Genomic DNA, 24,127 nt, shown 5'->3' with positions numbered 1-24,127 from the left:
ATGGTCCGTATGGCGAAGACCGGTACGACGACCCAGGGGCTGCGCGCGGCGATCGAGCGCAGCGGCTACTACCCGGCCCTTGTGGCCGAGGCGGTGGAAGCCGCCGTGGGCGGTGAGCCGGTCGCCTCGTACCTGGTGCACCAGGAGACCACCTTCGACTCCAACGAGGTGCGCAGGCACGTCACGGTCCTGGTCCTGACGGACACCCGCTTCATCGTCAGCCACACCGACGAGCAGAACGCCGACACCAGCTCCCCGTCGCCGTACGCCACCACCTCCACCGAGTCGGTCAAGCTCGACCGGATCTCGTCGGTCGTGGTCAGCCGCGTCGTGGCCGACCCGGAGAAGTACGTCCCGGGGACGCTGCCCCGCGAGGTCGTCCTCACCATCGGCTGGGGCGCCGTTTCCCGGATCGACCTGGAGCCCGCCGCCTGCGGCGACCCCAACTGCGATGCGGACCACGGCTACACCGGCAGCTCCACCGCCGACGACCTGAGCCTGCGGGTCAGCGAGGCCGGCGACGGCCCGGACACGGTGCGCCAGACCCTCGAATTCGCCCAGTCGCTCTCCGAGGCGACGGCTGCCACCACACCCGCGGCGACCGGCCGCTGATGGCCCAGCCGGCCTGGCAGGACCCCGTTCTGCTCCCTCTCGACACGGCCCCCGTCCCCGAGTACGGAAGTGGCTCGCTCGCCGATCTGCTGCCGACGCTCGCCGCCGGACAGGGCGTGCCCGGTTTCACCGCGGTGATCCCCGAGCTCACCCCGGCGGACCGGAACTGCGTCTTCCTGATCGACGGTCTCGGCTGGGAGCAGATCAAGGCCCACCCGGACGAGGCCCCGTATCTGCACTCCCTGCTCCCGACCTCGCGCGGCGGCACCGGCCGTCCCCTGACCGCAGGCTTCCCGGCCACCACCGCGACTTCGCTCGCCTCGGTCGGTACGGGGCTGCCGCCCGGCGCGCACGGCCTTCCCGGCTACACCGCCCGTAATCCCGAGAGCGGCGAGCTGATGAACCAGCTCCGCTGGAGGCCCTGGACCTCGCCGGCGGTCTGGCAGCCGTACCCGACGGTGTTCCAGCTCGCCCACGAGGCGGGTGTGCACACCGCTCAGGTCTCCGCCCCGACCTTCCAGGACACCCCGCTCACCAAGATCGCGCTCAGCGGTGGCACGTTCCACGGCAGGCTCTCGGGCGAGGAGCGGATGGACCTGGCCGCTGACCGGCTCGCCGCCGGCGACCGGTCGCTCGTCTACACGTACTACAGCGAGGTCGACGGCAAGGGTCACCGCTTCGGCGTGGACTCCGACGCCTGGCGCGGCCAGCTGATGTACGTCGACGGTCTCGTGCAGCGCCTCGCCGAGCAACTGCCTCCCCGCTCCGCCCTCTACGTCACCGCGGACCACGGCATGATCGACGTCCCGTTCGACGAGCAGTCCCGGATCGACTTCGACGAGGACTGGGAGCTGCGCGCGGGCGTCGCCCTGCTCGGCGGCGAGGGCCGGGCCCGCCATGTGTACGCGGTCCCCGGCGCCGAGGCCGATGTGCTGACCGTCTGGCAGGAGGTGCTCGGCGAACAGTTCTGGGTGGCGAGCCGGGACGAGGCGATCGCGGCCGGCTGGTTCGGTCCGCAGGTCGACGAGCGGGTGTACGGCCGGATCGGCGATGTGGTGGCGGCCGCCCACGACGACGTCGTGGTCACCGCCTCCGTCCAGGAGCCGCACGAGTCGGCGATGGTCGGCATGCACGGCTCGATGACCGCCGTCGAGCAGCTCGTCCCCCTCCTCGAAGTCCGTTCCTGACCCGGTCCCCCCGATCGCTCCACCCCCCTTTCGAAAGGTGCTCAACCCCTCATGCCCGAGCTTGTGTTCTTCTCCGGCACCATGGATTGCGGGAAGAGTACTTTGGCGCTGCAGATCGGACACAACCGGTCGGCCCGCGGTCTGCAAGGTGTGATCTTCACCCGTGACGACCGCGCGGGCGAGGGGAAGCTCTCCTCGCGGCTCGGCCTGGTGACGGAGGCGATCGAGGCCGGCCCGGGCATGGATCTGTACGCCTACCTCGTGGGCCAGATGTCGAAGGGCGACAAGGTCGATTACGTCATCGTGGACGAGGCGCAGTTCCTCGCCCCCGAGCAGATCGACCAGTTGGGGCGGGTCGTGGACGATCTGAGCCTGGACGTGTTCGCCTTCGGCATCACCACGGACTTCCGAACCAAACTCTTCCCGGGCTCGCAGCGGCTGATCGAGCTGGCGGACCGGATCGAGACGCTCCAGGTCGAGGCCATGTGCTGGTGCGGCGCCCGCGCCACCCACAATGCCCGCACGGTAGGGGGCGAGATGGTCGTGGAGGGCGAGCAGGTCGTCGTCGGCGACGTCGACCGACCGGCCGAGCAGATCGGCTACGAGGTCCTCTGCCGACGCCACCACCGCCGCCGCATGACCTCAGCCGCGGCCCGCGCCGCCGCCATTTCCCCGGACGTCCTCCCTGTCACCTCCGCCTGATCGCCTTCCTGCCCGGTGGGATCGACTCTGACGTCTGATCGGTCGGGCTCCCGCAGCGTCGCGAAGGGGTGCCGTAGCCGGAAATGGGCCGTCGCGACGTCGATGATCGCTGCTCTCGCGAGCTTCGACGTGTATTCGACAACGCCGTGGACCGCTTCTACGCCGGCGCCGTCGCACATCTGGAAAGCCGCCGGGTTCGCTCGCCGCGACCTGTGGAGGCAGCCACTACGGGATGACAGGACTGGCCCCTCAGCCCTGGGGCGCCGACGCCCAGCCCCTCGGCCTCGGCCGTGTGGGTGGGGCGTCGGCGCTGCCTCTCGGTCATCAACCGGTACAGGCTCGGCTTCGGCGACCGCGGCACCGACGGATGAGCCACCCATTGCCGACCGGCCCGCGACCTGGGCACGGTGTGCCTGGGAAACTGCACCTCCTGAGCCGTACTTCGAGGAGATGCCATGCAGGTGGCCGTGGTCACATTCGACGGATTCAACGAACTCGACAGCTTCATCGCCTCCGCGCTGATCAACCGGTGCCGAAAGGACGGCTTGGAGGCCTTCATCACGACGCCGACGCCGGTGGTCACGTCCATGAACGGCGTCGAGGTAACCGGGCAGCGCCCCATGGAGTTCGTGAGTGAAGCCGGCGTCGTGCTGATCGGCAGCGGGGTGAAGGCGCGAGACGTGGTCGCTGACGACCGGCTGATCTCCAGGCTTGCGCTCGACCCTTCGCGACAGCTGATCGGTGCGCAGTGTTCCGGTGCGCTGGTGCTTGCCCGACTCGGGTTGCTGGATGGCATGCCTGCCTGCACGGACATGAAGAGCCGGCCCTTTGTGGAAGCCCGCGGTGTCAGCGTGCTGGACGCGCCGTTCCACGCCGAGGGAAATATCGCTACGGCGGGTGGCTGCCTGGCGTCACAGTATCTCGCCACGTGGGTGATCAGCCGCATGCTCGGGGAGGACGCCGCGCGCGACGTCATCGGCTACGTGGCTCCGGTCGGCGAAAACCGCGAGACCGTCGAGCGCGCCATGCGTGCCGTCCACACGGGCGAGGCTGCACTGCGCTGACCGTTCCTAGCCAGTGTGCGTAAGTGAGTCTTGGGCCCACTGTTGCGTACTGGGCGCATCCCGAACGGTTTTGGATGCACTGGTCTCCCGCTTTCGCTTCCCGCTCGGCGACGGCCCTCCAGGGGGCCGGTCCGTTGCGGGCGGGCGGGTTCCCTCACGCCCCCGGTCACATGGTTCGGCCTGGGCGGTCCGATGCCCCGCACGATCACTCCGGTCGTGTGGGGGCGGTGCCGTCCGACGCCGGACCGGATGGCCGAGGGCGCGTCTCCCGATTGCGATACCGGCGGCATCGTGGCGGGACATGGTGCGGTGTGGGGCGGTCAGTGGTTTTTGCCAGTGCTGGGCACCCCACAGGCTGGTGTAGGCGGGGTCGACCGCGACAATCGCGAGGCCGTGTTCGGCGGCCATGGAGACCAGCCGGGCCTTCAGCTTCCCGGTCGGGATACCGGAGATGAGCTGCCGGAACCGCTTGCGGCGGCCGTGCTTCTCGCGGGTCTTCTCAGCCGTGAAGTCCAGGTCTTCGATGCCGATCGCGGCGACTCCGACCCGCACCGCCCAGTTGATCAACCGGGTCAGCGCGTGGCGGATCTGCGCGTCCCGGTGACCGGACGGCCCGGACAGGTCGTAGCCGAAGCGGTGCGGCTCGCCGACCGGGTTGCCGTGCCGGTCGAGGCGGTAGGCGGCGAAGTGGTCGGCGTTGGTGTCGACGCCGATCATGCCCCGGGCGCGGGCGGTCTCCAACGGAATGGTCTTCACGACGGGGCGTTGCCAGGATGCGGTGAGGTACCAGCGGCCGCGGTCCGTATCGAGGTGGATGCGGTAGGCGACGGCCCGGTTGGCTTCGATGCGGTCGGCCCACTCCGTACCCCGGTGTGCGAACGCGATGCGGGCGGTGAGGGTGTAGCGGCCGTGCTTGGTGTTGGCCAGGTGCGCGAGCGGGGCAGGCAGTCTGATGCTGACCTCGCCGTTCGGGGTGACGCGGATCGTCTCGTTCCCGAACCGTTTGCCCGACTCGCCGTCGGCAGCGATGAACCAGCGTTCCGCCTCCCACCGCTCCCGCCACTGATCCTCGGTGAGCTGGGCCTGGGTGAGGTGGTGGCGGGTGTTCAGGAGACGCTTGCCGCCCCTCACCACCCGGACCCGTCCGGCCTGCCGGTCGGCTACAGCAGCGGTGTGCCGCTCTTCGAGTGCCGCGAGGCGGCGGGACTTGCGGAACCACTCGCTCTTCGACCGGTAGCCACCCGCCGTACGCTTGGTGCCCTTCTCCCCGATCGGGAGGGACAGCCGGTGCCGCAGCGTCTTGATCCCGGCTGCCAGGTTTTGGATGTGCGCCGCCTGGCAGCGGCGTGCGAGCGCCCACTGATCGTGCGTGGCCTTGGTGATCGCACCCGCGATCCGCGACGACGACACCCCGGTCAGCTCCCGCTTACGCGCCGCCCACCTGTCCGCACCGTGCTCCAGACCATCCGCACACCGGGCCTTGAGATCACCGGAAGCCAGCGCCCCCTGATGCGCACCGACCGCACGCAACACCCTCTCGTCCCGGGCGGTCAGGTGCTTGAGACGGTCCCGGACCGCCACCCCGCACGGCCCAGGCGCCACGAAGGACACGGCCAAGGCCCGCACACCACCCACCACATCACCCCCACCCAGGCCGCACCCCTGCCACCCAGCCCAACGAGCCACAGCCACCAAGGTCACCCATTCGGCCCCAGAACTCCCGTTCCCACCCCCGCAAACCCACCCACAGGACTCACTCCCGCTCACCACCACTCACTTCAATGCAGCAAACCGACAACAGCTCGTAACCCCCGCTCATGGGCCTTCGCCGTGCTTCCCACCGGTGGGCGCGGGCGGTTTCCAGCGGTAGGTGCCGGGTGGAACCTCAGGGCGACCGGATTGCGACCGTGTCGCTGCAGGACACCGTCGTGCCTCCCACGAATGGCAGCAGTCGATCGGACTCCTGTTCCAGGGCCGCGCGATCGGTGGCGCAGAGCGGCCGAAACGGGGTGAGCCGCAGCGTCCCGGCGTCGAGGGACCACGTTCCGTGCACCCGGCCGTCCACCAGGAAGGTGGGTCGTACCTGTGCCTGGCCGGGCATCACGCGCTTGCGGTCCTCATCGCTGATGACGCGGGTCCGGTCGGCGTGGCCGAGCAGGGCGTTGTCGAATGCGGGCAGCAGCCGCACGGGTGCGGGGGTCTCGGGGTCGGGCAGCTCCGCGTCGGCCAGATCGATCAGTTCCCTGCCATCGGGGCCGCGGTAGCGGCGCAGTTCGGCGTGCATGTCCGCGACGACCTCGCCCAGGCGGGTCAGTCCGCACCAGGCCTGGACGTCCTTCACCCCGGCCGGGCCGAAGGCGGCCAGATAGCGGCGGATCAGGTCCTTTGCCGCATCCTTGACGCCGGTCGCCGTCGCGGCGGCAGCCATCGGCTGTCCCAGCCACGCCTCGGCGGGCGTGACGGAGACCGCCGACCGGTTTCCCCAGGAGCCCCAGGCACCGGTGGCAGCGCCGTGGACAAGAGGAGTGCGCAGTTCAACCTCCCCGGCCAGGATTCGCCCGTCGCGTCCCGGGTGGCGTTCGGCCAGCCGCCGGGCCAGCTCCTTGCGCGACAGCGTGCCGCCCCCGAGCAGGTGGAGCCCCTCGGCCACCAAGGACTCCGCGTGCAGGGCTGTGCTGTTCCGGGTGAAGTGGGGTGAGCCGGCGGTGCGGTCGAGCACGGGTTGCAGCAGCGGCCGCAGCCGACGGAAGTCGTCGGCTGCGGCGAGATGCTGGGTGCTGCGGAGCAGGCCGGAGCGGACCACCTGCCGGTCCTCCAGCAGTGCGGTGAGCTCGGATTGCGTGAAGCCGTGGATCCTGCTCCACAGTCCGACGTAGGCCCAGTTGGGCTCCTGTGCCTGCAGTGCGACCAGCCGCCTGATCACCTCCACCGGAGTGCGATCGGTGCGCGCCAGCAGGAACTGCCGGTTCATCAGCGCCCGGTTCAGGGCCCGGAGGGAGAGGGTGGTCACGACAGCCGCACCGAGACATTGCCCCGGTAGGAACCCTGAAGCAGCGAGAGGAACGCCCGCGGCACGTCCTCGATCCCGCCCTCGACGACCGTCTGCGGGTAGATGAAGCGGCCCTCGCCCAGCCAGGTGCTGAAGTGCTCCCTCCAGGCCGCGATCTGATCGGGTGTGTGATAGCAGGAGAACGGCAACAGCGCGATGCCCTGTGCCTCGGCCGCCGCGCGGTCGGGCTTCGGGAAGCGCTCGGCCGCGTCGCCGAGCTGGCTCGACAGTGAGCCGCACAGGGCGAAGCGCGCCCCGGGCCGGGCCGCCTGCAGCGCGGCGTCGTACTGCTCGCCGCCCACAACGTCGAAGAACACCGAGATGCCCTCGGGCGCGAGCTCTCCCAGCCGGTCGGCCGCGGAGCCGTCGTGGTAGTCGAACGCGGCGTCGTAGCCGAGCTCGTTGACGAGGTAGTCGACCTTCGACGGGCTTCCGGCACTGCCGATCACCCGCGCCGCACCGAGACACCTGGCGATCTGCCCGGCCAGCGAGCCGACCCCGCCCGCCGCACCGGAGACGAACACCACATCGCCCTCGCCGACGGCCGCCACATCGGCCATGCCGTAGTAGGCGGTCGGCCCCTGGCCGAGGTGGTAGCCGGGGTCGGCGAAGAGCGCGCGGTCGAGCTTGACGTACCCGGCGGCCGGACCCGCCGAGTACTCGCTCCAACCGGCCATCGACTGGACCAGGTCGCCGACCGCGAGCTCGGGGCTGTCGGACCGGACCACCGTGCCGGTGGCGGCCACTCCTACCCGCCGGCCCGGCTGCCAGGCCGGCACCGGGAGGGTGCAGTCGGCCCGCATCAGTTCCAGGTACGTCGCGGCGAGCCCCACCTGGTCGGTCCGCACCAGGACCTCGCCGTCCACCTCGGTCTTGGCGACGGTGAAGTGGTCGAGCGTGGCGATGCCGGTGATCTGCGCGGCCAGTTGGATCTCACGTGTGATCATTTCTCTGTCCTCACATCGGTCCGGTACGGCCTTCGAGATCGACCCTAGAGAGGCTTCCGGCCACTTTCTGACCGGAACCCAGGGCAGTATTCCGGCATGGCCAACACCAGCTCACGGACCCTCAAACTGCTCTCCCTGCTGCAGACCCACCGTCACTGGCCCGGCCTGGAACTGGCCGACCGGCTCGGAGTCTCCGAGCGGACCCTGCGCCGTGACGTCGACCGGCTGCGCGAGCTCGGCTACCCGGTCAGCGCGGCCCGGGGCACGGACGGCGGCTACCAGCTTGCGCCCGGCGCTGTCCTGCCCCCGCTGCTGCTGGACGACGAGGAGGCGGTGGCGCTCGCGGTGGGCATCGGCGACGCGGCGCAGAGCGGGATCGCGGGGATGGAGGATGCGTCCCTGCGCGCACTCACCAAGGTGGTGCGGGTCCTGCCGCCCCGGCTCAGGGCCAGGGTGGACGCCCTGCGCGCGATGACCGTCTCCGCTGCCGCGTCCGGGCCGGTCGTCGCAGCAGGGGTGCTCACCGCGGTGGCCCAGGCATGCCGGGACGAGGAGCGGCTGCGGTTCGGCTACACATCCAGGGGCCACGCATCCACCGAGCGCGAGGTCGAACCGCACCGCGTCGTTGCTCTCGGCGGGCGCTGGTACCTGGTCGCCTACGACCTGGACCGCCACGACTGGCGCAGTTTCCGCCTGGACCGGCTGACCGGGCCGACGGCGACCGGCGCCCGCTTCCGGCCCCGCCTGCTCCCGGCCGAGGACGCCGTGGCCTTCGTCCAGGCGGCGAGCGGAGCCCCGGCTCCTTACACGGTCGAGGCCCTCGTCCACGCTCCATCCGTACGGGTGCGGCAGGTGGTCGGCCAGTGGGGCACGATCGAACCGCTCGACCGGGACAGCTGCCGGCTCACCATGACCTCGGCCTCCCTCGACTGGCCGGCCCAGGCACTAGGCAACGTGGGCGCCGAGTTCGAGGTCCTGGGGCCACCGGAGTTCGCCGCACACGTCCAGGAGTGGGGGACCCGCTTCCTCCGGGCCACCCACGCACCCGAGTGACCCTCCTCGCCGTAGCACCGTGACGGTGGCGCAGCGCTCGTAGCAGCGGGCGAAGCGGTGGCAGGCGTTCCGGGGGCAGTACAGGCACAGGCCTCCCCCGCCGTGATCACAGAGGGTAACCGCATCATGATCGCCATGACCTGTGTCTGACGTGCTTGCCCGGGGCACCCGCGCGCATCTCTGCGCGACCTCTCGTACGCTGATGGGCAACTCTCGTGCCCGCTGGCGCGCTTGGGCTCACGGCTCCTTGAGATTGCCGTGGATCGCGTGTGTCCACTGGCAGTCGTCGCGGGGTGCACACGGCAGCCCGCGGGCGGGATCGCCCGCGGTGATCAGTGAGTTGTCGACCGTACGATCGTGAAGACCGCGCCCTCCGGGTCCGCGACCGTCGCCACGCGCCCGCTCGATCCCTCCCGCGGCGGCTGCAGCACATGCCCGCCGAGGTCCACCACCCGCGCGGCGGCCTCGTCGGTGTCGGCGACCTCGAAGTACGTCATCCAGTGCGGACCCCGGTCGCGTGGCAGAGCGCGGCCGACACCGTGCAACGAGGCCACCGGGCGGCCGTTCAGATGCAGCGTCTGGTAGTCGAAGTCCGCCGAGACGACCGCTTCCGTCTCGAAGCCGAAGACCGCCTGGTAGAACTTGGCGACCGTCGAGGTCTCCTGGGTCACCAGTTCGTTCCAGACCGGGGTCCCGGGAGCTCCGGCGAGGGCCGTGCCCGCGTGGGCGGCTGCCTGCCAGATCCCGAAGACGGCCCCGGTCGGGTCCGAGGCGATCGCGAGCCGGCCCGCCTCGCCCGCGTCGAGCGGCCCGACGCCGACCGTTCCGCCGCAGGAACGGATCGTCTCCGCCGTGATGTCGGCGTCGTCGGTGGCCAGGTAGGTCGTCCACGCGACCGGCAGATGACGGTCGGGCGGCAGCTGTCCGATGCCCGCGACCACTTTGCCGTCGATCAGCGCGCGGACGTAAGGACCCAGCTGCTCCGGACCGGGCGTGAACTCCCAGCCGAACAGCTCGGCGTAGAACTCCTGGGTCGTGCACAGACCGTGCACGATCAGGCTCACCCAGCAAGGTGTTCCGGGTGTGCACCGGGCGGCAGCCTCGGTCATCGTCACTCTCTCCTCGGACCATCGTGTGGCCGTACGGGGGGGAACGGGGCCGACGCCGACCGAAGGTGCGGGAAGTGTGCGCCCCGTGCAGATGCTTGCACCACCCGGCGCGCGATGCGCCCCGGCCGCGCCGCATTTTCCGGGATCTCAACGGAGGAAGCCCGGTTTGTTGCGGTGTGTCCGTTTCGGAGCTGTTACGGGTGGGCCGCCTCCTGCGCAAGGATGGCAGCCATGAAGCCCATCATCTCCGTATCCGAATATGCGAGCGAGTCGGCGAAGGCCCGTCCGCCGGTACTCCTGGACGTACGTTGGCAACTCGGCGGCCCGCACGGCCGAACCGACTACGAGGCCGGACACATCCCGGGTGCGGTCTTCGTCGATCTGGACGCGGAACTCGCCGGAACCGCGGGCAGCCGCGGCCGTCATCCGCTGCCCGATCCGGAGGAGTTCGGCGCGGTGATGCGTCGCGCGGGCGTCTGCCAGGACACTCCGGTGGTCGTCTACGACGGCGGCCAGGGCTGGGCCGCGGCGCGTGCCTGGTGGCTGCTGCGCTGGACGGGGCATGCGGACGTCCGGGTACTGGACGGAGGGCTCGCCGCCTGGGCAGGTGAGCTCTCCACCGAGACACCCGCCCCCGCCGAGGGCGACTTCAGGCCCGCACCGGGTGCGCTGCCCTTGCTGGACGCCGACGGCGCCGCGGCGCTGGCTCGCTCCGGCCTGCTTCTCGACGCCCGGGCCGCCGAGCGCTACCGCGGTGATGTGGAGCCGATCGACCGGGTCGGCGGCCATATCCCGGGCGCGGTCTCGGCTCCGACGTCCGAGAACACCGGTGGTGACGGGCGGTTCCTGCCCGCGGAGGTGCTTGCCACCCGTTTCAAGGAGCTCGGCGCGGACGGGGTGCCGGAGGTCGGCGTCTACTGCGGCTCCGGCGTCTCCGGTGCGCACGAGGTGCTGGCCCTGGCGGTCGCGGGCATTCCCGCGGCGCTGTACGCGGGCTCCTGGTCCGAGTGGTCCGCCGACGCGTCCCGGCCGGTTGCCACGGGGGCCGACCCGCAGTAGTGGCGCCGGCCTCGCCCGTAACCGGAACTGCGGTCGTGGCGTCGGCCGGACGGACCGCACGAGGGCCCGTACGCAGCTGCGTACGGGCCCTCGTCATGTCGCGGTTGCGCGGCGGGTCAGTCCTGCTTCTTGCGGCGGGTACCGAAGACGATCTCGTCCCAGCTCGGCACCGCGGCCCGGCGGCCAGGACGGACGCCGTCCGCCTCCGCCTGACGGTCCGTCGTCCCGGTCAGCCGGTCCCGGTGACCTGCCACCGCTCGCGGCATCAGCACATCCGCATAGGCGGAACCGGCGCCCGCCGAAGCGGCCGCGGCCGGCGGTTCGCCGGCCTCCGGCTCCTGTGCGGCAGGAGAGGCCGACGGTTCCGGCGGTGCGGGGCGCTCCGGTACCACCATGTCGCCACGGAAGCTCGGCACGGCCTCCAGCAGACTGGTCAGCGAGTCGCGCTCGCCGGCCGAGGGTTCCGGTTCGGGCGGGGGCGGCGGAGCCGGCCGCTCCATCTGGCGGTCGAGGGCGCGGTCCAGCGGCCGGTCGCGCGGCAGCCGTGCGATCCGGGGCACGAACGGGAAGCTCGGCTCCGGCGCGGCGACATCGTCGGTCTCGCCGATCAGCGACCGCGCCTCGTCGTCCACGGCCTGCACCAGCCGTCGCGGCGGGTCGTACGTCCAGCTTGCCGAGTGCGGCTCGCTCGCGACGCGGTACACCAGCAGGACTTCCCAGGTGCCGTCGTCCCGGCGCCAGGAGTCCCACTGGACGGTTTCCTTGTCGGCGCCGCGCAGCAGGAGCCGCTCCTGCACCGCCTCGCCGAGCTGGGGGCCGGTGTTCTCGCCCGGACGGCGCACGGGAGTCTTCCGGGCGCGCTCGGCCATGAAGGCGCGTTCGGCGAGCACGGGGCCCTCGAAGCGGCGGACACGGTCGACCGGAATTCCGGCGAACTGAGCAACCTCCTCCGCGGAGGCGCCGGCTCGTATACGGGCCTGGATGTCGCGGGGGCGGAGGTGGCTCTCCACCTCGATCTCGATCTGGCCGAGCCGCGCACGGTCGTTACGCACGGCGGCACGCAGCCGCTCGTCGATCGGAAGCGTGTATTCCGTGTTGTCCGCAGCCTTGAGCACCAGTCGTGTGCCGTCGTTGGAGACGGCCACGACACGCAGTTCGGGCATGGGGACCTCCCGGGTGGTGCCTGCCGACGTCACGTGCGTCGCTGCTTCCGCTAGTCGAGTGTGGCCTGCCCGGGTGCAGCCTGCCACAACATTGCCGTGTTGCCCGGCGTGTCGGGCATGAGCCCTGGATCGCCGGTATGACACGGTGACCTGTTGTGCGACACTGAGTGACCATGCGTCACCCTGTGTAGCTGGCCCCCGTGCGATGCCGTGGCGCCGCCGGATCGAGTGCCTCCTTCGGCCCCCTCCCGAAGATCCCGGACCCCACGTGGGAGTCCGGCCCCAGGGCTCGCCACAGTACTCCATTCGGGCCATGTGGGTGGACCGGCGCGCCGCCGAAGTTCTCGTCGGGCGCGGGAGTTGAACTACCCAGTTGGCTGCGAAATGCCCACGACACGTGTTCCGCTTCACAGAATCACCCGAAACGGAACCATTTACTTCGCACAATTGTCCCTTCCTGGTGCACGGTGGAAGAGATGTCAATCAAGGGCTGGGAATGGTGCGGAAGCCGGAAAGCGACACAGAACCCGAGGAAAGGCGCATCGATCTGAACGTTCCCCAGGTGGCGGGGAGCGCCGTCGCGGCGGTCGCGGCGGCGGTGGCTGCCTCGCAACTGGGCGTGTACGGAACGATTCTCGGGGCCGGGGTGATGAGCGTCGTCGCCACCTGCGGCGGCTCGGTCTTCCAGCACTTCTTCCGCCGCACGGGCGAGCAGATCCGCGAAGTCACGGTGCACACGCGGGAGACGCGGAACATCCGCGGGGAGCATGAGGTGCGGGAGACGGTGCCGGCCGGCGTTTCCATGGACGCCACGACGGTGCTCCGCACGATGGCGGCCGACCCGGAGCCTGCGCGCCGGCCGACTCCGCTCGCCGACGCGGACGTGACCCGGCCGCTCGTGCCGTATCCGGCGGTTGCGGACGAGGCGTTCTCCGCGTCCACGACCCATGGCACCCGGATCCGCGGCTGGAAGCGGTCGGCGCTCGGCGCGGTGGCGGTCTTCGCCGTGTCGATGGCCGGCATCACCACGTACGAACTGGTCTCGGGCAACGATCTGAGCGGTGGTCAGGGCACGACCGTCGGCTCCGCCGTGCACGGTGGCCGGGGAAGCGGCTCGGAGCCTGCCGATCGGACCCCGTCGGTCAGCACCCACCCGGGCCAGGGGCGGACCCCCGACCGGGAGGGCGGTCGGACGTCGGGCACGGACGCACAGGGCGGGCGGAGCGAGAGTCCGGGCGCGGGACAGGACGACGGTTCCACGGCCGGACCGACGCCCACCCCCTCGCCGTCGAACTCCGTTGAGGGCGGGACGACTCCGGCCCCCACACCCACGCCGACGGCGTCCGGCGGCAGCAGTACCGATCCTTCCCCCACCGGCGCGGGTACCGCCCCGGGGCAGGAAACGCCCGCCACGACCGGTACGGACACCGGCCGGTGACCGGCCGCGCCGGCGGTCAGTCGCCCAGGACCCGGCGCAGGTAGTCGTTGGCGAACAGCCGGTCCGGGTCGAGCCGGTCGCGTACGGCGGTGAACTCGCCGAACCGCGGGTACACCCCGGCCAGATAGGCGGCGTCGCGGGTGTTGACCTTGCCCCAGTGCGGGCGGCCCCCATGGGCGGTCATGATCCGTTCGACTGCGGTGAAGTACGCCTGGTAGGGCGTGCCCCGGTAGAGATGGACGGCGATGTACGCGCTCTCCCGGCCCGAGGCCGTGGAGAGCGCGATGTCGTCCGCGGGGGCCGTGCGGACCTCCACGGGGAAACTGATCCGCAGCGGCGAGCGGTCGACCATCGCCTTGACCTCGCGCAGTGCCTCGACTGCGGCCTCGCGCGGCAGGGCGTACTCCATCTCCACGAAGCGGACCCGGCGCGGGCTGGTGAAGACCTTGTACGGGATGTCGGTGTACGTACGGGCCGACAGGGCGCGGCTGGAGATCTTGGCGATCGAAGGGATGGAGGCGGGGACCGCCCGGCCGAGCGAACAGGCCACCTGGAAGACGCCGTTGGAGAGGAACTCGTCCTCGATCCAGCCGCTGACCTTCCCGGGCGGAGCGGCGGGGCCCGCGCTGCGGTTGTTGCGCTTGGTGTTGCAGTTGCCGGTGTGCGGGAACCAGTAGAACTCGAAGTGCTCGTTCTCGGCGACCAGCTGATCGAAGTCGGCCGTGACCTTGTCGAAGGCCATCGGCTCCTCGCGGGCCGTCAGCAGGAAGACAGGCTCCACGGCGAACGTGACCGCCGTGATGACACCCAGCGCGCCGAGCCCGATCCGGGCGACGGCGAAGATCTCGGCGTTCTCCTCGGCGGAACAGGTCAGCACCCTGCCGTCCGCCGTGACCAGTTCGAGGGCGCGGATCTGGGCCGCTATGGACGCCGAGTCGCGGCCGGTGCCGTGGGTGCCCGTCGAGGTGGCCCCGGCGACCGTCTGCTCCATGATGTCGCCCATGTTGGTCAGCGACAGGCCCTCCCGGGCGAGTGCGGTGTTCAGCCGCTTCAGCGGGGTGCCGGCCTCGACGGTCACCGTCATCGCCGTCCGGTCGATCTCCCGGATGCCGGTCAGCAGATCGGGGCGGATCAGGACGCCGTCAGTGGCGGCGGTCGCGGTGAAGGAGTGTCCGGTGCCGACCGCCTTCACCCGCAGGCCGTCCTCGGCCGCCTTGCGCAGCACGTCGGCGAGCTCGTCCACCGAGGCGGGGGACACGGCCCGTACCGGACGGGCGGTGACGTTCCCCGCCCAGTTACGCCACGCGCTCGTCGTCCGTGCGTAGGTGTCGGTCATCTTCCCCGCGCCTCCCCGTAGGAACCGGCTTGCCCAGCCGGCGATGCCCCAGGAACGCCACCACGGCCGCGAGCACTCCCGCCACGAGGGGCACGGCGTACCCCGCCTCGGCCCCGGACGCGTCGACCACCCAGCCGGCGGCCGAGGAGCCGAGCGCCACACCGACGGCGAGCCCGGTACCGGTCCAGGTCATGCCCTCGGTCAGCTTGGCGCGCGGTACGTGCTGTTCGACGAGGGCCATGGTGGTGACCATCGTCGGTGCGATGGCGAGGCCCGCGACAAAGAGCGCCACGGCCAGAAACGGCAGGTTCCCGGCCAGTTGGAGGGGGATCATACTCACGGCCATGGCGCACACCCCCACCACCCACCTGGTGGACGGCTTTCCCTTGAGATGCAACAGCCCGAAGACCGCCCCGGCGAGGCAGGACCCCAGTGCGTACACGGCCAGCACCAGGCTGGCCGCCGCCTTGTGGCCGTGGTCCTCGGCGAAGGCCACCGTCACCACATCGACCGCCCCGAAGATCGCGCCGATCGCCACGAACGTGACGACCAGCACCTGAAGACCGGGGGAGCGGAGGGCCGAGCCGTCGCTGTGCTGCTCGCGCGGGTGCGGCACCGGCTCGGTGGCGCGCTGGGCCGTCAGCCAGAAGACGCCGACGAGCAGGAACGCGGCGGCCAGCAGCGGACCCGCCTCGGGGAACCAGGCGGTGGACAGGCCGATCGAGATGATCGGCCCGAAGATGAAGCACACCTCGTCGACGATCGACTCCCACGCGTACGCGGTGTGCAGCTGCTGCGGCGAACCGTGGTAGATCTCCGCCCAGCGTGCCCTGACCATCGAACCCACGCTGGGTACGCAGCCGGCGCCCGCCGTGAAGACGAACAGGGTCCAGTCCGGCAGCCGCTGCTGCGCGCAGACCAGGAGACCGGTGACCGCAGCCATCGCGACCAGGGTGACGGGGCGCAGCACCCGGCGCTGCCCGTGCCGGTCGACGAGCCGGGACACCTGCGGGCCGAGCACTGCGGCCGACATCGCCAGCGTCGCGGAGAGCGCGCCCGCCAGTCCGTAACGGCCGGTGATCTGGGACACCATGGTCACCACGCCGATGCCCATCATGGACAGCGGCATCCGGCCGAAGAAACCGGCCGCCGAGAACCCCTTGGTGCCGGGGGCGGCGAATATCGCGCGATAGGGACTGGGCAAGCGGGGCTCCGGTACAGCGAGGTGATGCGCGGGTGTCGGCGGTGCGTGCAGGGCAATGCCCGTGAGGCGAGGCCTGTAATGCGTGAAGGCAGCCGATACAGCTTACGGGCGGGCCGTGGCGCCGGACGCCGCGTACGGCGCCGGGGCCGGCCGCCGTACGGGCACGCGCCGGTGGAGTCGGACGGACGCGCCGACGGACGTCGGTCGAAGCCCTGTCGCAGGCGGGTGGCAGGATCGTTCCCATGTCCGATCTGCGTGCTCCCGCTCCCTACGACGCCCTGCTCCTGCTCTCCTTCGGCGGTCCCGAAGGCCCGGACGACGTGGTTCCGTTCCTGGCGAACGTGACCCGCGGCCGCGGCATCCCCGAGGAGCGGCTCAAGGAGGTCGGCAAGCACTACTTCCTGTTCGGCGGCGTCAGTCCGATCAACGCCCAGAACAGGGCCCTGCTGGACGCCCTGCGCAAGGACTTCGCGGATCACGGACTCGATCTGCCGGTGTACTGGGGCAACCGCAACTGGGCCCCGTACCTCACCGACACACTGCGCGAGATGACCTCCGACGGGCACCGCCGCATCGCCGTCCTCGCCACCAGTGCCTACGCCTCGTACTCCGGCTGCCGGCAGTACCGGGAGAACCTCGCCGAGTCGCTGGCCGTCCTGGAGGCCGAGGGGCTGCCCGTGCCGCGCGTCGACAAGCTCCGGCACTACTTCAACCACCCCGGCTTCGTACGGCCCATGGTGGACGGCGTCCTGAAGTCCCTCGCCGACCTCCCCGAGGACGTCAGGGCCGGGGCGCACCTCGCCTTCACCACGCACTCCATCCCCACCTCCGCCGCCGACGCCTCGGGCCCCCGGGAGACGCACGGCGACGGCGGCGCCTATGTCGCCGGGCATCTCGACGTCGCCCGGCTGATCGCCGAAGCGGTCCGCGAGGAGACGGGCATCGATCACCCCTGGCAGCTCGTCTACCAGTCGCGCAGCGGCGCCCCGCACACCCCGTGGCTGGAGCCCGACATCTGCGACCACCTGGAGACGCTCCACGGGGAGGATGTGCCGGCCGTGGTGATGGCCCCCATCGGCTTCGTCTCCGACCACATGGAGGTCCTGTACGACCTCGACACCGAGGCCACCGCGAAGGCCGCCGAGCTCGGCCTGCCGGTCCGCCGGTCCGCGACGGTCGGCGCCGACCCGCGGTTCGCCGCGGCCGTGCGCGAGCTCGTGCTGGAGCGCGCCGCCACCGAGCAGGGACGCTCGGTGGAGCGGTGCGCGCTCGGCGCGCTCGGCCCGAGCCATGACCTCTGCCCCGTCGGCTGCTGCCCGGCCCGTGCCCCCAAGCCCGCTGCCGCGGGCGCCGACAGTCCCTACGCCCAGGAGCGCTGCACCCCGTGACGTCCGTGCCCTCTGTGACCGACCCCGTCCTCTCCGAACTGCTCGGCCTCGCCCTGGAGGCGGCCCGGCGCGCGGGTGCACTGCTGCGCGACGGCCGCCCCGCCGATCTCGGCGTGGCCGCGACCAAGTCCAGCCCCGTCGATGTCGTCACCGAGATGGACATCGCCGCCGAGAAGCTGATCACCGGCTTCCTCACCGAGCGCCGCCCCCGCGACGGCTTCCTCGGTGAGGAGGGCGCCAGCTCCGAGGGCAGCAGTGGCATCCGCTGGGTCATCGACCCGCTCGACGGCACGGTGAACTACCTCTACGGACTGCCGACCTGGGCCGTCTCCATCGCGGCCGAGCGGGACGGCGAGCGGGTCGTGGGCGTGGTGGAGGTCCCGATGCGCGGCGAGACGTACCAGGCGGTCCTCGGCGGCGGTGCGTACGCAAACGGCGGGGCCTACGGCAAGGGTGCCGCGCTGCGTACCCGGCCCGCACCGCCGCTCGGCCAGGCACTGATCGCCACTGGTTTCAACTACGTCGCCGACGTCCGTACGCACCAGGCGGACATCGCCCGGCAGCTGATCCCGCAGCTGCGCGACATCCGGCGCGGCGGCTCGGCGGCCGTCGATCTCTGCGATGTCGCAGCGGGCCGGCTGGACGGCTACTACGAGCGCGGACTCCACCCGTGGGACCTCGCGGCCGGTGACCTGATCGCCCGGGAGGCGGGCGCCCGCACCGGCGGCAGGCCCGGACTCCCCGCCGACGGCGACCTCGCGGTGGCCGCGTCGCCGGGCGTCTTCGAGCTCCTGCAGCCCCTCCTGGACGAGCTGGGAGCCTGGCACGACTGACCGGAGCCGCCGGCAAAGCCCCTGGTACGGGCTGTGGCGGACGCTCATGGACAGCACAGGGCCCCGGCGCCGGTGACGGCGCCGGGGCCCTGTGCCGACGACTCAGACGGCCGCGGCGCCGATCTCGACGCCGTGCTCGGCGGCCAGGCGGCGCAGATCGTCCAGCTCGCTCTGCTCGACGTCCGCGAGGAAGTCGTCGCCCGTCTCGCGGGCCTTGGTGAGGTCGGACTGGGTGGTCCTGATGCGTTGCAGCAGACCTGCGGTGAAAGCGTCCATAGTGCGCCCCCTCATCGTGGGTCGGTGGCACGGGGGTGTGCCCGGGTTTCCCTCCGCCGAGGGCGGTAGGGCGGGTGATCACGCACTCTCCGGGGACGGAGCGGCCGTGGAGTGCCACATGCATGACGTGATCGCGGGTGTGAATTCGTCCTCCCCAGGCGCGGGCTCAGAGAAACCTCAACTGGCCCGGAAATCCGGTGAATTCCCGGAACCCGCAGGTGGTGCCGCGTCGCCTTACCGCCGGTTTATACGCGTTGCGGGCAGGATGTAGCCGCACAGACAGTGCTGCTGAGCGGCCCGGATCACGGTCCGTGGGCTCATTCGGACGTTCTGAAGTTTCAAAGGAAGGACAGCGCCGTGCGCGTACTCGTCGTGGAGGACGAGCAACTGCTCGCCGATGCGGTGGCCACCGGACTGCGCCGGGAGGCCATGGCCGTCGACGTCGTGTACGACGGTGCGGCTGCCCTGGAGCGCATCGAGGTCAACGACTACGACGTGGTGGTGCTGGACCGGGACCTCCCCCTGGTGCACGGCGACGACGTCTGCCGTCGTGTCGTCGAGCTGGGCATGCCGACCCGGGTGCTCATGCTCACCGCGTCCGGGGACGTCAGCGACCGGGTGGAGGGCCTGGAGCTCGGCGCCGACGACTATCTGCCCAAGCCGTTCGCCTTCAGCGAGCTGACCGCGCGGGTACGGGCCCTCGGGCGCCGTACCACCGTCGCGCTGCCGCCCGTCCTGGAGCGCGCCGGCATCAAGCTGGACCCCAACCGCCGCGAGGTCTTCCGCGACGAGCAGGAGATCCAGCTCGCGCCGAAGGAGTTCGCCGTGCTGGAGGTCCTGATGCGCAGCGAGGGCGCGGTCGTCTCGGCCGAGCAGCTCCTGGAGAAGGCCTGGGACGAGAACACCGACCCGTTCACCAACGTCGTCCGCGTGACGGTCATGACGCTGCGCCGCAAACTCGGCGAGCCGCCGGTGATCGTCACCGTGCCCGGCTCCGGATACCGGATCTGACCGCCGTGTCCACCGCCCCTGCGCCACCCTCGGCGCCTCCGAAGCCCACCTGGGACCCCAAACAGCTGGAGCCCCCGTACCCCTGGCTGCGCCCGACCATCCGCATACGGCTCACCCTGCTGTACGGCGGGATGTTCCTGATCGCCGGCATCCTGCTGCTCTCGATCATCTACATGCTGGCCGCACAGGCTCTGCACGTGGGCAGCGAGCTGCCGTTCAAGATCGTCAGCGGCCAGGTGTCCAGCGAGGTGTGCAACCTGTCCGGGGAGGGGTCGTCGCCGAGTGCCGTCAACGCGGCCATGAACTCCTGCGTCAACCACCAGCGCCAGCAGGCGCTCGACACGCTCCTGAACCGCTCGCTGCTGGCTCTCGTCGGCCTGAGCGTCATCGCTTTCGCCTTCGGCTACGCCATGGCGGGACGAGTGCTCTCCCCGCTGGGCCGGATCACCCGTACCGCCCGCAGGGTGGCGGGTACGGACCTGTCCCGGCGGATCGAGCTGGACGGTCCGGACGACGAGCTCAAGGAGCTCGCCGACACCTTCGACGACATGCTCGACCGGCTGGAGCGGGCCTTCACGGCGCAGCAGCGGTTCGTCGGGAACGCCTCGCACGAGCTGCGCACCCCGCTGGCGATCAACCGCACGCTGCTGGAGGTCCATCTCTCCGACCCGGAGGCGCCGCAGGAGCTCCAGCAGCTCGGCAAGACCCTGCTGGCCACGAACGAGCGCAGCGAGCAGCTGGTCGAGGGCCTGCTGCTGCTCGCCCGCAGCGACAACCAGATCATCGAGCGCAAACCGGTCGACCTCGCCGAGGTCGCCTCCCGTGCGCTCGACCAGACGCGCGGCGAGGCCGAGGCGAAGGGGGTGGAGATCCGTGCCGAGACCGCGCCTGCCGTCGTCCAGGGCAACGGCGTGCTCCTGGAGCGGATCGCTCTGAACCTCGTACAGAACGCCGTGCGCTACAACGTCCGGGAAGGGGGCTGGGTGGAGGTCACCACCGAGCTGCAGCCCGGTCAGGCCGTGCTGGTGGTCGCGAACACCGGCCCGGTGGTGCCGGCGTACGAGATCGACAACCTCTTCGAGCCCTTCAGGCGGCTGCGTACGGAGCGGACGGGGAGCGACAAGGGGGTCGGGCTCGGCCTGTCGATCGCACGGTCCGTCGCGCGCGCTCACGGCGGCCGGATCATCGCGGAGCCCCGTGAAGGCGGTGGTCTCGTGATGCGCGTCACCGTACCGGTCTGAGAGGCTGGTCCGAGCGAATCGTCCACGAATTGCCCCGTTCGCTTTGAGCGGAATTTTCGGGACCCGTGCCGTGAGGAACCCTGTGTGATCGATCACAGGAGCGAATTTCGGACCGTCCACGCTCCGTGATCAGGCCTCCCACCAAAAATCCGGCAAAAAGCAGGGTTTTCGGGGGCCGATATCACGGGAAGTACACGGGGTGGCACCCGTGAAGCACTCCGTTCGGACCGTGTACGGTCCCCTTCGCCACCCAAGCCGATCGCTCTCGAGAGGTCCGCTCGGGTGTCGATTGAGTAACAGACCTTGATGTGAGGCAAAATCTCCGCCTCAGGTCGGGCACAAGTCCGGCCTCTCACGCGTTACGTGCGCTGAGACACCGCAGACACCCAGAGGGGGAGAGCGACAAATGGCAACGGATTACGACACCCCACGCAAGACCGACGACGACGTCGACCAGGACAGCCTTGAAGAGCTCAAGGCACGCCGGAGCGACAAGACGGCGTCCGCCGTCGACGTCGACGAGTTCGACGCAGCCGAGGGACTGGAGCTGCCCGGCGCAGACCTGTCCAATGAGGAACTGGCCGTAAGGGTTCTGCCCAAGCAGGCCGATGAGTTCACCTGCATGAGCTGCTTCCTCGTGCACCACCGGAGTCAGCTGGCCCGCGAGAAGAACGGCCAGCCGATCTGCCGCGACTGCGACTAGGTTCGGTCGACCGTGGCAGGCGACACACCGTTCCGTAAGCGGCACCTGTGGCGCAAGAGGTCGTCGGAGGCGTATCAGGGCGGTACAGGCCCGGTGGAAGGCGTAGCAGCGCCTGCCGAGCGGTCCGCCCTGCCACCCTCCGCGGGCGAGTGGGACGACGAGCGGGGCCGCTGGGCCTCGCTCGAAGCGGTGGAAGCGGCCATTGCGGCAGAGGTCGCACGAGCAGGACACGCAGCAGTACCAGCAGTCGACGCGGCCGGTGGGGCCGAGCAGGTCGGCAGGACGGAGCCCGTGACCGGGGCAGGCCGTCTGGAATCAGTGAAACGGGGCGTACGCAAGAGCGGGGAGAGCGCCAAGGCGGCGATCGGTCATATCGCCGACCGGATCATCGAAACGGCTCCCCGCGTCCCCGTGCGCGATCTCGCGACCCTGCGCAAGCAGTTCCCGGGCCTCGGGCCCGAGGAGCTCGCCGACAAGCTCATCGCAGGGGCGAGCAAGGGCACGGCCACGGTGGGTGCCGGTATCGGCGCGGCGGCCATGATGCCCGTACCGCCGGCCCTGCTCGCCGAGCTGGCCGCGGAGATCACCGGCGTGGCCGCGATCGAGATGAAGCTCGTGGCCGAACTGCACGAGGTCTACGGTCAGCGCCCGCCGGGCGGACTCACCCAGCGCAGCGCCGCCTACCTCACCTCCTGGACGGAGGAGCGCGGCATCGACGTCGCCCATCCCACGACGGTCAATGCGGCGCTGGGCGGCCAGATGAAGCGGGAGCTGCGCCAGCAGATCATGAAGCGCATGGTCCGTGACCTGCCGAACCTGATCCCGTTCATGGTCGGCGCCGCCGTCGGCGCGATGATGAACCGCCGTGACACCAGGAAGCTGGCCGAGCGGGTCAGGAAGGACCTGCGCAAGCGCCAGATCCCCTGGGACCGGCTTCCGGAGCTGCCGCCGCTGGAGCGGCCGCGGAAGCTGCACAAGGACCTCCCCAAGGAGATCGAGGGCTGAACCGGCCGGCACGCCCGCAGGAGCCCCCCGAACCCCCGCAGCCCGAGCGGTCGGCACAGTCGGCCGCTTGCTCCGCGGGGCCGGTCCGAAGACCCGATCCGAAGGAAATGGCCTACGCCCGCACCGCCGTGAGCGCCGCCACCAGGGCCTGCGGCTCACGGGTCGAGAGGTAGACGTACGGGGTCGGGTCCGCCGGGTCGGTGACCTCGACCCGCACCGCCGTGGGGATGTAGCTGCGCAGCAGCATGAACGCGCGTGTGTCCGCCTTGTACGAGCGCCACGCCCGCGCCTCCTCGGCGTCCAGCACCTCGGCCGCGCCGAGCGCCGTCACCGGGATCCGGGCGTCGCCCGCAACCAGGGCGCCCGCCACCACGCGGATCCGGACGGAGCCGTACGAGCTGACCGCCAGCGAGGCCAGGGCCGTGCCGCCGACCAGGCCGGCCAGCAGGGGCAGGGTGCCGAGCGGCAGCAGCACCAGGGCGCAGGCGATGCCGATCAGGAAGGCGATGAGCCACCACGAACGGGGTGCGGTCAGACGTTCGTCGAAAGGCGGGGTGGAAGGCTGCATGAACCCAAGCTTGGCACGGCGCGACCTGCGCGTAGCCGCGCGGGTAAGGTCTGCGCCTGTGAGTGGAACATCTACATCCTTGAAGCCACCGGCCGACGCGGTGAAACCGGTCCGGCACCCCGATGCCCCGGCCCCCGGCGAGCTCCTCGGGTCGCACTACGAACACTGTTTCGGCTGCGGCGGGGGACAGCCGCACGGGCTGCACCTCCAGGCGCGGGCCGGTGAGGGTGTGCGTGTCACCGCCGAGTTCACTGTGAAGCCCGCCCACCAGGGCGCTCCGGGCCTGGCGCACGGCGGCGTGCTGGCCACCGCCCTGGATGAGACGCTCGGCTCGCTGAACTGGCTGCTGCGGGTGATCGCGGTGACCGGGCGGCTGGAGACCGACTTCGTGCGTCCCGTGCCGGTGGACACCGTGCTGCACCTGGACGCCGAGATCACCGCCGTGCACGGCCGCAAGCTCTACTCCCGGGCGACCGGCCGCATCGGCGGCCCGGACGGGCCCGTCGCGGTCCGCGCCGAGGCCCTCTTCATCGAGGTCAAGGTCGACCACTTCATCGAGAACGGCCGCCCCGCCGAGATCCAGGCCGCGATGTCCGACCCGGACCAGGCCAGGCGGGTCCGCGCCTTCGAGGTGAACCCGTGATGCGCCATCCCGTCGACGTACTGATTCGCCGGGTCGATCCGGACGTGCCGATTCCGTCCTATGGACACCCGGGGGACGCCGGGGTCGACCTGGTGACCACCGAGGCCGCCGAACTCGCTCCCGGCGAACGGGCGGTTCTGCCCACCGGCGTGTCGATCGCGCTGCCCGACGGGTACGCCGCGTTCGTGCACCCGCGGTCCGGTCTCGCAGCACGCTGCGGAGTCGCCCTGGTGAATGCTCCGGGGACGGTTGATGCCGGGTACCGTGGAGAGATCAAGGTGATCGTCATCAATCTCGACCCGCGCGAGACCGTGCGTTTCGAGCGGTTCGACCGGATTGCCCAACTGGTCGTCCAGCAGGTCGAGAAGGTGCGCTTCCACGAGGTGTCGGAGCTGCCCGGCTCGGCGCGGGGCGAGGGGGGCTTCGGATCCACCGGCGGGCATGCGGCCGGTGATGATGTTGAAGGCGTCAGGGGCGGGATCACCCATGGCGGGAACAGCTACGCTTCGGTCGTACCCGACCGGGAAGGACAGTGA

The 24,127-nt window shown here is 70.9% G+C and carries 24 protein-coding genes; 15 read left to right on the top strand and 9 right to left on the bottom strand.

Going from position 1 to position 24,127, the window contains the following annotated elements; all coding sequences use genetic code 11:
* Positions 1-9 precede the first annotated feature (9 nt).
* From OG878_RS11135 to OG878_RS11120, 4 genes are all read left to right on the top strand, one after another.
* Entirely contained in the window at positions 10-612 is a 603-nt protein-coding gene (locus tag OG878_RS11135; protein ID WP_277328803.1) for a DUF5998 family protein, read from the top strand.
* A complete protein-coding gene (locus tag OG878_RS11130) occupies positions 612-1,799 on the top strand; it encodes an alkaline phosphatase family protein (protein WP_328886632.1) in 1,188 nt (395 codons plus the stop codon). The genes OG878_RS11135 and OG878_RS11130 overlap by 1 nt, the downstream gene beginning before the upstream one ends.
* Before the next feature lie 51 nt (positions 1,800-1,850).
* Positions 1,851-2,501: a thymidine kinase gene (locus tag OG878_RS11125; protein WP_328886631.1), complete on the top strand. Its 651-nt coding sequence runs from the start codon at positions 1,851-1,853 to the stop codon at positions 2,499-2,501.
* Between the two features lie 455 nt (positions 2,502-2,956).
* Positions 2,957-3,565, top strand: a complete 609-nt coding sequence (locus OG878_RS11120) for a DJ-1/PfpI family protein (protein ID WP_328886630.1) — start codon at positions 2,957-2,959, stop codon at positions 3,563-3,565.
* Between the two features lie 6 nt (positions 3,566-3,571).
* Here the strand turns inward: OG878_RS11120 and OG878_RS11115 are convergent, their stop codons facing one another.
* From OG878_RS11115 to OG878_RS11105, 3 genes are all read right to left on the bottom strand, one after another.
* A complete protein-coding gene (locus tag OG878_RS11115; RefSeq protein WP_328886629.1) occupies positions 3,572-5,200 on the bottom strand; it encodes a transposase in 1,629 nt (542 codons plus the stop codon).
* Positions 5,201-5,450: 250 nt separating this feature from the next.
* Positions 5,451-6,575, bottom strand: coding sequence for a winged helix DNA-binding domain-containing protein (locus OG878_RS11110; RefSeq protein WP_328886628.1), 1,125 nt, complete (start codon positions 6,573-6,575; stop codon positions 5,451-5,453).
* The gene (locus OG878_RS11105) at positions 6,572-7,561 is read right to left on the bottom strand and encodes an NADP-dependent oxidoreductase (RefSeq protein WP_328886627.1); all 990 of its coding nucleotides are present in this window, start codon (positions 7,559-7,561) and stop codon (positions 6,572-6,574) included. Before OG878_RS11105 ends, OG878_RS11110 begins: the two co-directional genes overlap by 4 nt.
* Positions 7,562-7,657: 96 nt before the next feature.
* Here OG878_RS11105 and OG878_RS11100 point away from each other — a divergent pair, with 96 nt between their 5' ends.
* On the top strand, positions 7,658-8,614 hold the full coding sequence (locus tag OG878_RS11100; RefSeq protein ID WP_328886626.1) for a helix-turn-helix transcriptional regulator: 957 nt from the start codon (positions 7,658-7,660) through the stop codon (positions 8,612-8,614).
* 332 nt (positions 8,615-8,946) lie between these two features.
* Here the strand turns inward: OG878_RS11100 and OG878_RS11095 are convergent, their stop codons facing one another.
* The gene (locus OG878_RS11095; RefSeq protein ID WP_328886625.1) at positions 8,947-9,723 is read right to left on the bottom strand and encodes a VOC family protein; all 777 of its coding nucleotides are present in this window, start codon (positions 9,721-9,723) and stop codon (positions 8,947-8,949) included.
* 231 nt (positions 9,724-9,954) lie between these two features.
* Between OG878_RS11095 and OG878_RS11090 the strand changes: the two genes are divergently transcribed.
* On the top strand, positions 9,955-10,782 hold the full coding sequence (locus OG878_RS11090) for a sulfurtransferase (protein ID WP_328886624.1): 828 nt from the start codon (positions 9,955-9,957) through the stop codon (positions 10,780-10,782).
* Between the two features lie 116 nt (positions 10,783-10,898).
* Here OG878_RS11090 and sepH read toward each other — a convergent pair whose 3' ends face one another.
* Entirely contained in the window at positions 10,899-11,945 is a 1,047-nt protein-coding gene (gene sepH / locus OG878_RS11085) for a septation protein SepH (protein WP_328886623.1), read from the bottom strand.
* Between the two features lie 496 nt (positions 11,946-12,441).
* Here sepH and OG878_RS11080 point away from each other — a divergent pair, with 496 nt between their 5' ends.
* Complete coding sequence (locus OG878_RS11080) at positions 12,442-13,383, top strand: hypothetical protein (RefSeq protein WP_328886622.1); 942 nt, start codon at positions 12,442-12,444, stop codon at positions 13,381-13,383.
* A 16-nt stretch (positions 13,384-13,399) separates the two neighbouring features.
* Here the strand turns inward: OG878_RS11080 and OG878_RS11075 are convergent, their stop codons facing one another.
* Entirely contained in the window at positions 13,400-14,719 is a 1,320-nt protein-coding gene (locus OG878_RS11075; protein ID WP_328886621.1) for a D-arabinono-1,4-lactone oxidase, read from the bottom strand.
* Positions 14,679-15,923, bottom strand: a complete 1,245-nt coding sequence (locus tag OG878_RS11070; protein ID WP_328886620.1) for an MFS transporter — start codon at positions 15,921-15,923, stop codon at positions 14,679-14,681. Before OG878_RS11070 ends, OG878_RS11075 begins: the two co-directional genes overlap by 41 nt.
* 242 nt (positions 15,924-16,165) lie before the next feature.
* On the opposite strand from OG878_RS11070, the gene OG878_RS11065 reads away from it, so the two are divergent.
* Both OG878_RS11065 and OG878_RS11060 read left to right on the top strand, forming a co-directional pair.
* The gene (locus OG878_RS11065) at positions 16,166-17,311 is read left to right on the top strand and encodes a ferrochelatase (protein WP_328886619.1); all 1,146 of its coding nucleotides are present in this window, start codon (positions 16,166-16,168) and stop codon (positions 17,309-17,311) included.
* Between the two features lie 14 nt (positions 17,312-17,325).
* The gene (locus OG878_RS11060; protein WP_328891205.1) at positions 17,326-18,144 is read left to right on the top strand and encodes an inositol monophosphatase family protein; all 819 of its coding nucleotides are present in this window, start codon (positions 17,326-17,328) and stop codon (positions 18,142-18,144) included.
* Between the two features lie 102 nt (positions 18,145-18,246).
* Here OG878_RS11060 and OG878_RS11055 read toward each other — a convergent pair whose 3' ends face one another.
* A complete protein-coding gene (locus tag OG878_RS11055; RefSeq protein ID WP_328886618.1) occupies positions 18,247-18,420 on the bottom strand; it encodes a hypothetical protein in 174 nt (57 codons plus the stop codon).
* Positions 18,421-18,777: 357 nt separating this feature from the next.
* Here OG878_RS11055 and OG878_RS11050 point away from each other — a divergent pair, with 357 nt between their 5' ends.
* From OG878_RS11050 to OG878_RS11035, 4 genes are all read left to right on the top strand, one after another.
* On the top strand, positions 18,778-19,431 hold the full coding sequence (locus OG878_RS11050; RefSeq protein ID WP_277328817.1) for a response regulator transcription factor: 654 nt from the start codon (positions 18,778-18,780) through the stop codon (positions 19,429-19,431).
* 5 nt (positions 19,432-19,436) lie between these two features.
* Positions 19,437-20,672, top strand: a complete 1,236-nt coding sequence (locus tag OG878_RS11045) for a sensor histidine kinase (protein ID WP_328886617.1) — start codon at positions 19,437-19,439, stop codon at positions 20,670-20,672.
* A 406-nt stretch (positions 20,673-21,078) separates the two neighbouring features.
* Positions 21,079-21,375 carry a DUF4193 domain-containing protein gene (locus OG878_RS11040; RefSeq protein ID WP_003965732.1) on the top strand — a complete coding sequence of 99 codons (297 nt, stop codon included), beginning with the start codon at positions 21,079-21,081 and terminating at the stop codon, positions 21,373-21,375.
* A 12-nt stretch (positions 21,376-21,387) separates the two neighbouring features.
* The gene (locus OG878_RS11035) at positions 21,388-22,380 is read left to right on the top strand and encodes a hypothetical protein (RefSeq protein ID WP_328886616.1); all 993 of its coding nucleotides are present in this window, start codon (positions 21,388-21,390) and stop codon (positions 22,378-22,380) included.
* 112 nt (positions 22,381-22,492) lie between these two features.
* Here the strand turns inward: OG878_RS11035 and OG878_RS11030 are convergent, their stop codons facing one another.
* A complete protein-coding gene (locus tag OG878_RS11030; RefSeq protein WP_328886615.1) occupies positions 22,493-22,948 on the bottom strand; it encodes a DUF3093 domain-containing protein in 456 nt (151 codons plus the stop codon).
* Between the two features lie 58 nt (positions 22,949-23,006).
* Here OG878_RS11030 and OG878_RS11025 point away from each other — a divergent pair, with 58 nt between their 5' ends.
* A complete protein-coding gene (locus OG878_RS11025; protein ID WP_328886614.1) occupies positions 23,007-23,591 on the top strand; it encodes a PaaI family thioesterase in 585 nt (194 codons plus the stop codon).
* Positions 23,591-24,127, top strand: coding sequence for a dUTP diphosphatase (gene dut / locus OG878_RS11020; protein WP_277328822.1), 537 nt, complete (start codon positions 23,591-23,593; stop codon positions 24,125-24,127). The genes OG878_RS11025 and dut overlap by 1 nt, the downstream gene beginning before the upstream one ends.

It is taken from the genome of Streptomyces sp. NBC_00316, assembly GCF_036158715.1.
GTDB lineage: Bacteria > Actinomycetota > Actinomycetes > Streptomycetales > Streptomycetaceae > Streptomyces.
The sequence above is the reverse complement of the archived record's forward strand: the minus strand, read 5'-3'. Positions and strand labels throughout refer to the sequence as shown.

Coding starts and splice junctions, on each gene's coding strand:
- OG878_RS11135 (WP_277328803.1), top strand. CDS start 10: ATGGCGAAGACCGGTACGACGACCCAGGGGCTGCGCGCGGCGATCGAG.
- OG878_RS11130 (WP_328886632.1), top strand. CDS start 612: ATGGCCCAGCCGGCCTGGCAGGACCCCGTTCTGCTCCCTCTCGACACG.
- OG878_RS11125 (WP_328886631.1), top strand. CDS start 1,851: ATGCCCGAGCTTGTGTTCTTCTCCGGCACCATGGATTGCGGGAAGAGT.
- OG878_RS11120 (WP_328886630.1), top strand. CDS start 2,957: ATGCAGGTGGCCGTGGTCACATTCGACGGATTCAACGAACTCGACAGC.
- OG878_RS11105 (WP_328886627.1), bottom strand. CDS start 7,561: ATGATCACACGTGAGATCCAACTGGCCGCGCAGATCACCGGCATCGCC.
- OG878_RS11100 (WP_328886626.1), top strand. CDS start 7,658: ATGGCCAACACCAGCTCACGGACCCTCAAACTGCTCTCCCTGCTGCAG.
- OG878_RS11095 (WP_328886625.1), bottom strand. CDS start 9,723: ATGACCGAGGCTGCCGCCCGGTGCACACCCGGAACACCTTGCTGGGTG.
- OG878_RS11090 (WP_328886624.1), top strand. CDS start 9,955: ATGAAGCCCATCATCTCCGTATCCGAATATGCGAGCGAGTCGGCGAAG.
- sepH (WP_328886623.1), bottom strand. CDS start 11,945: ATGCCCGAACTGCGTGTCGTGGCCGTCTCCAACGACGGCACACGACTG.
- OG878_RS11080 (WP_328886622.1), top strand. CDS start 12,442: ATGGTGCGGAAGCCGGAAAGCGACACAGAACCCGAGGAAAGGCGCATC.
- OG878_RS11075 (WP_328886621.1), bottom strand. CDS start 14,719: ATGACCGACACCTACGCACGGACGACGAGCGCGTGGCGTAACTGGGCG.
- OG878_RS11065 (WP_328886619.1), top strand. CDS start 16,166: ATGTCCGATCTGCGTGCTCCCGCTCCCTACGACGCCCTGCTCCTGCTC.
- OG878_RS11055 (WP_328886618.1), bottom strand. CDS start 18,420: ATGGACGCTTTCACCGCAGGTCTGCTGCAACGCATCAGGACCACCCAG.
- OG878_RS11040 (WP_003965732.1), top strand. CDS start 21,079: ATGGCAACGGATTACGACACCCCACGCAAGACCGACGACGACGTCGAC.
- OG878_RS11030 (WP_328886615.1), bottom strand. CDS start 22,948: ATGCAGCCTTCCACCCCGCCTTTCGACGAACGTCTGACCGCACCCCGT.
- dut (WP_277328822.1), top strand. CDS start 23,591: ATGCGCCATCCCGTCGACGTACTGATTCGCCGGGTCGATCCGGACGTG.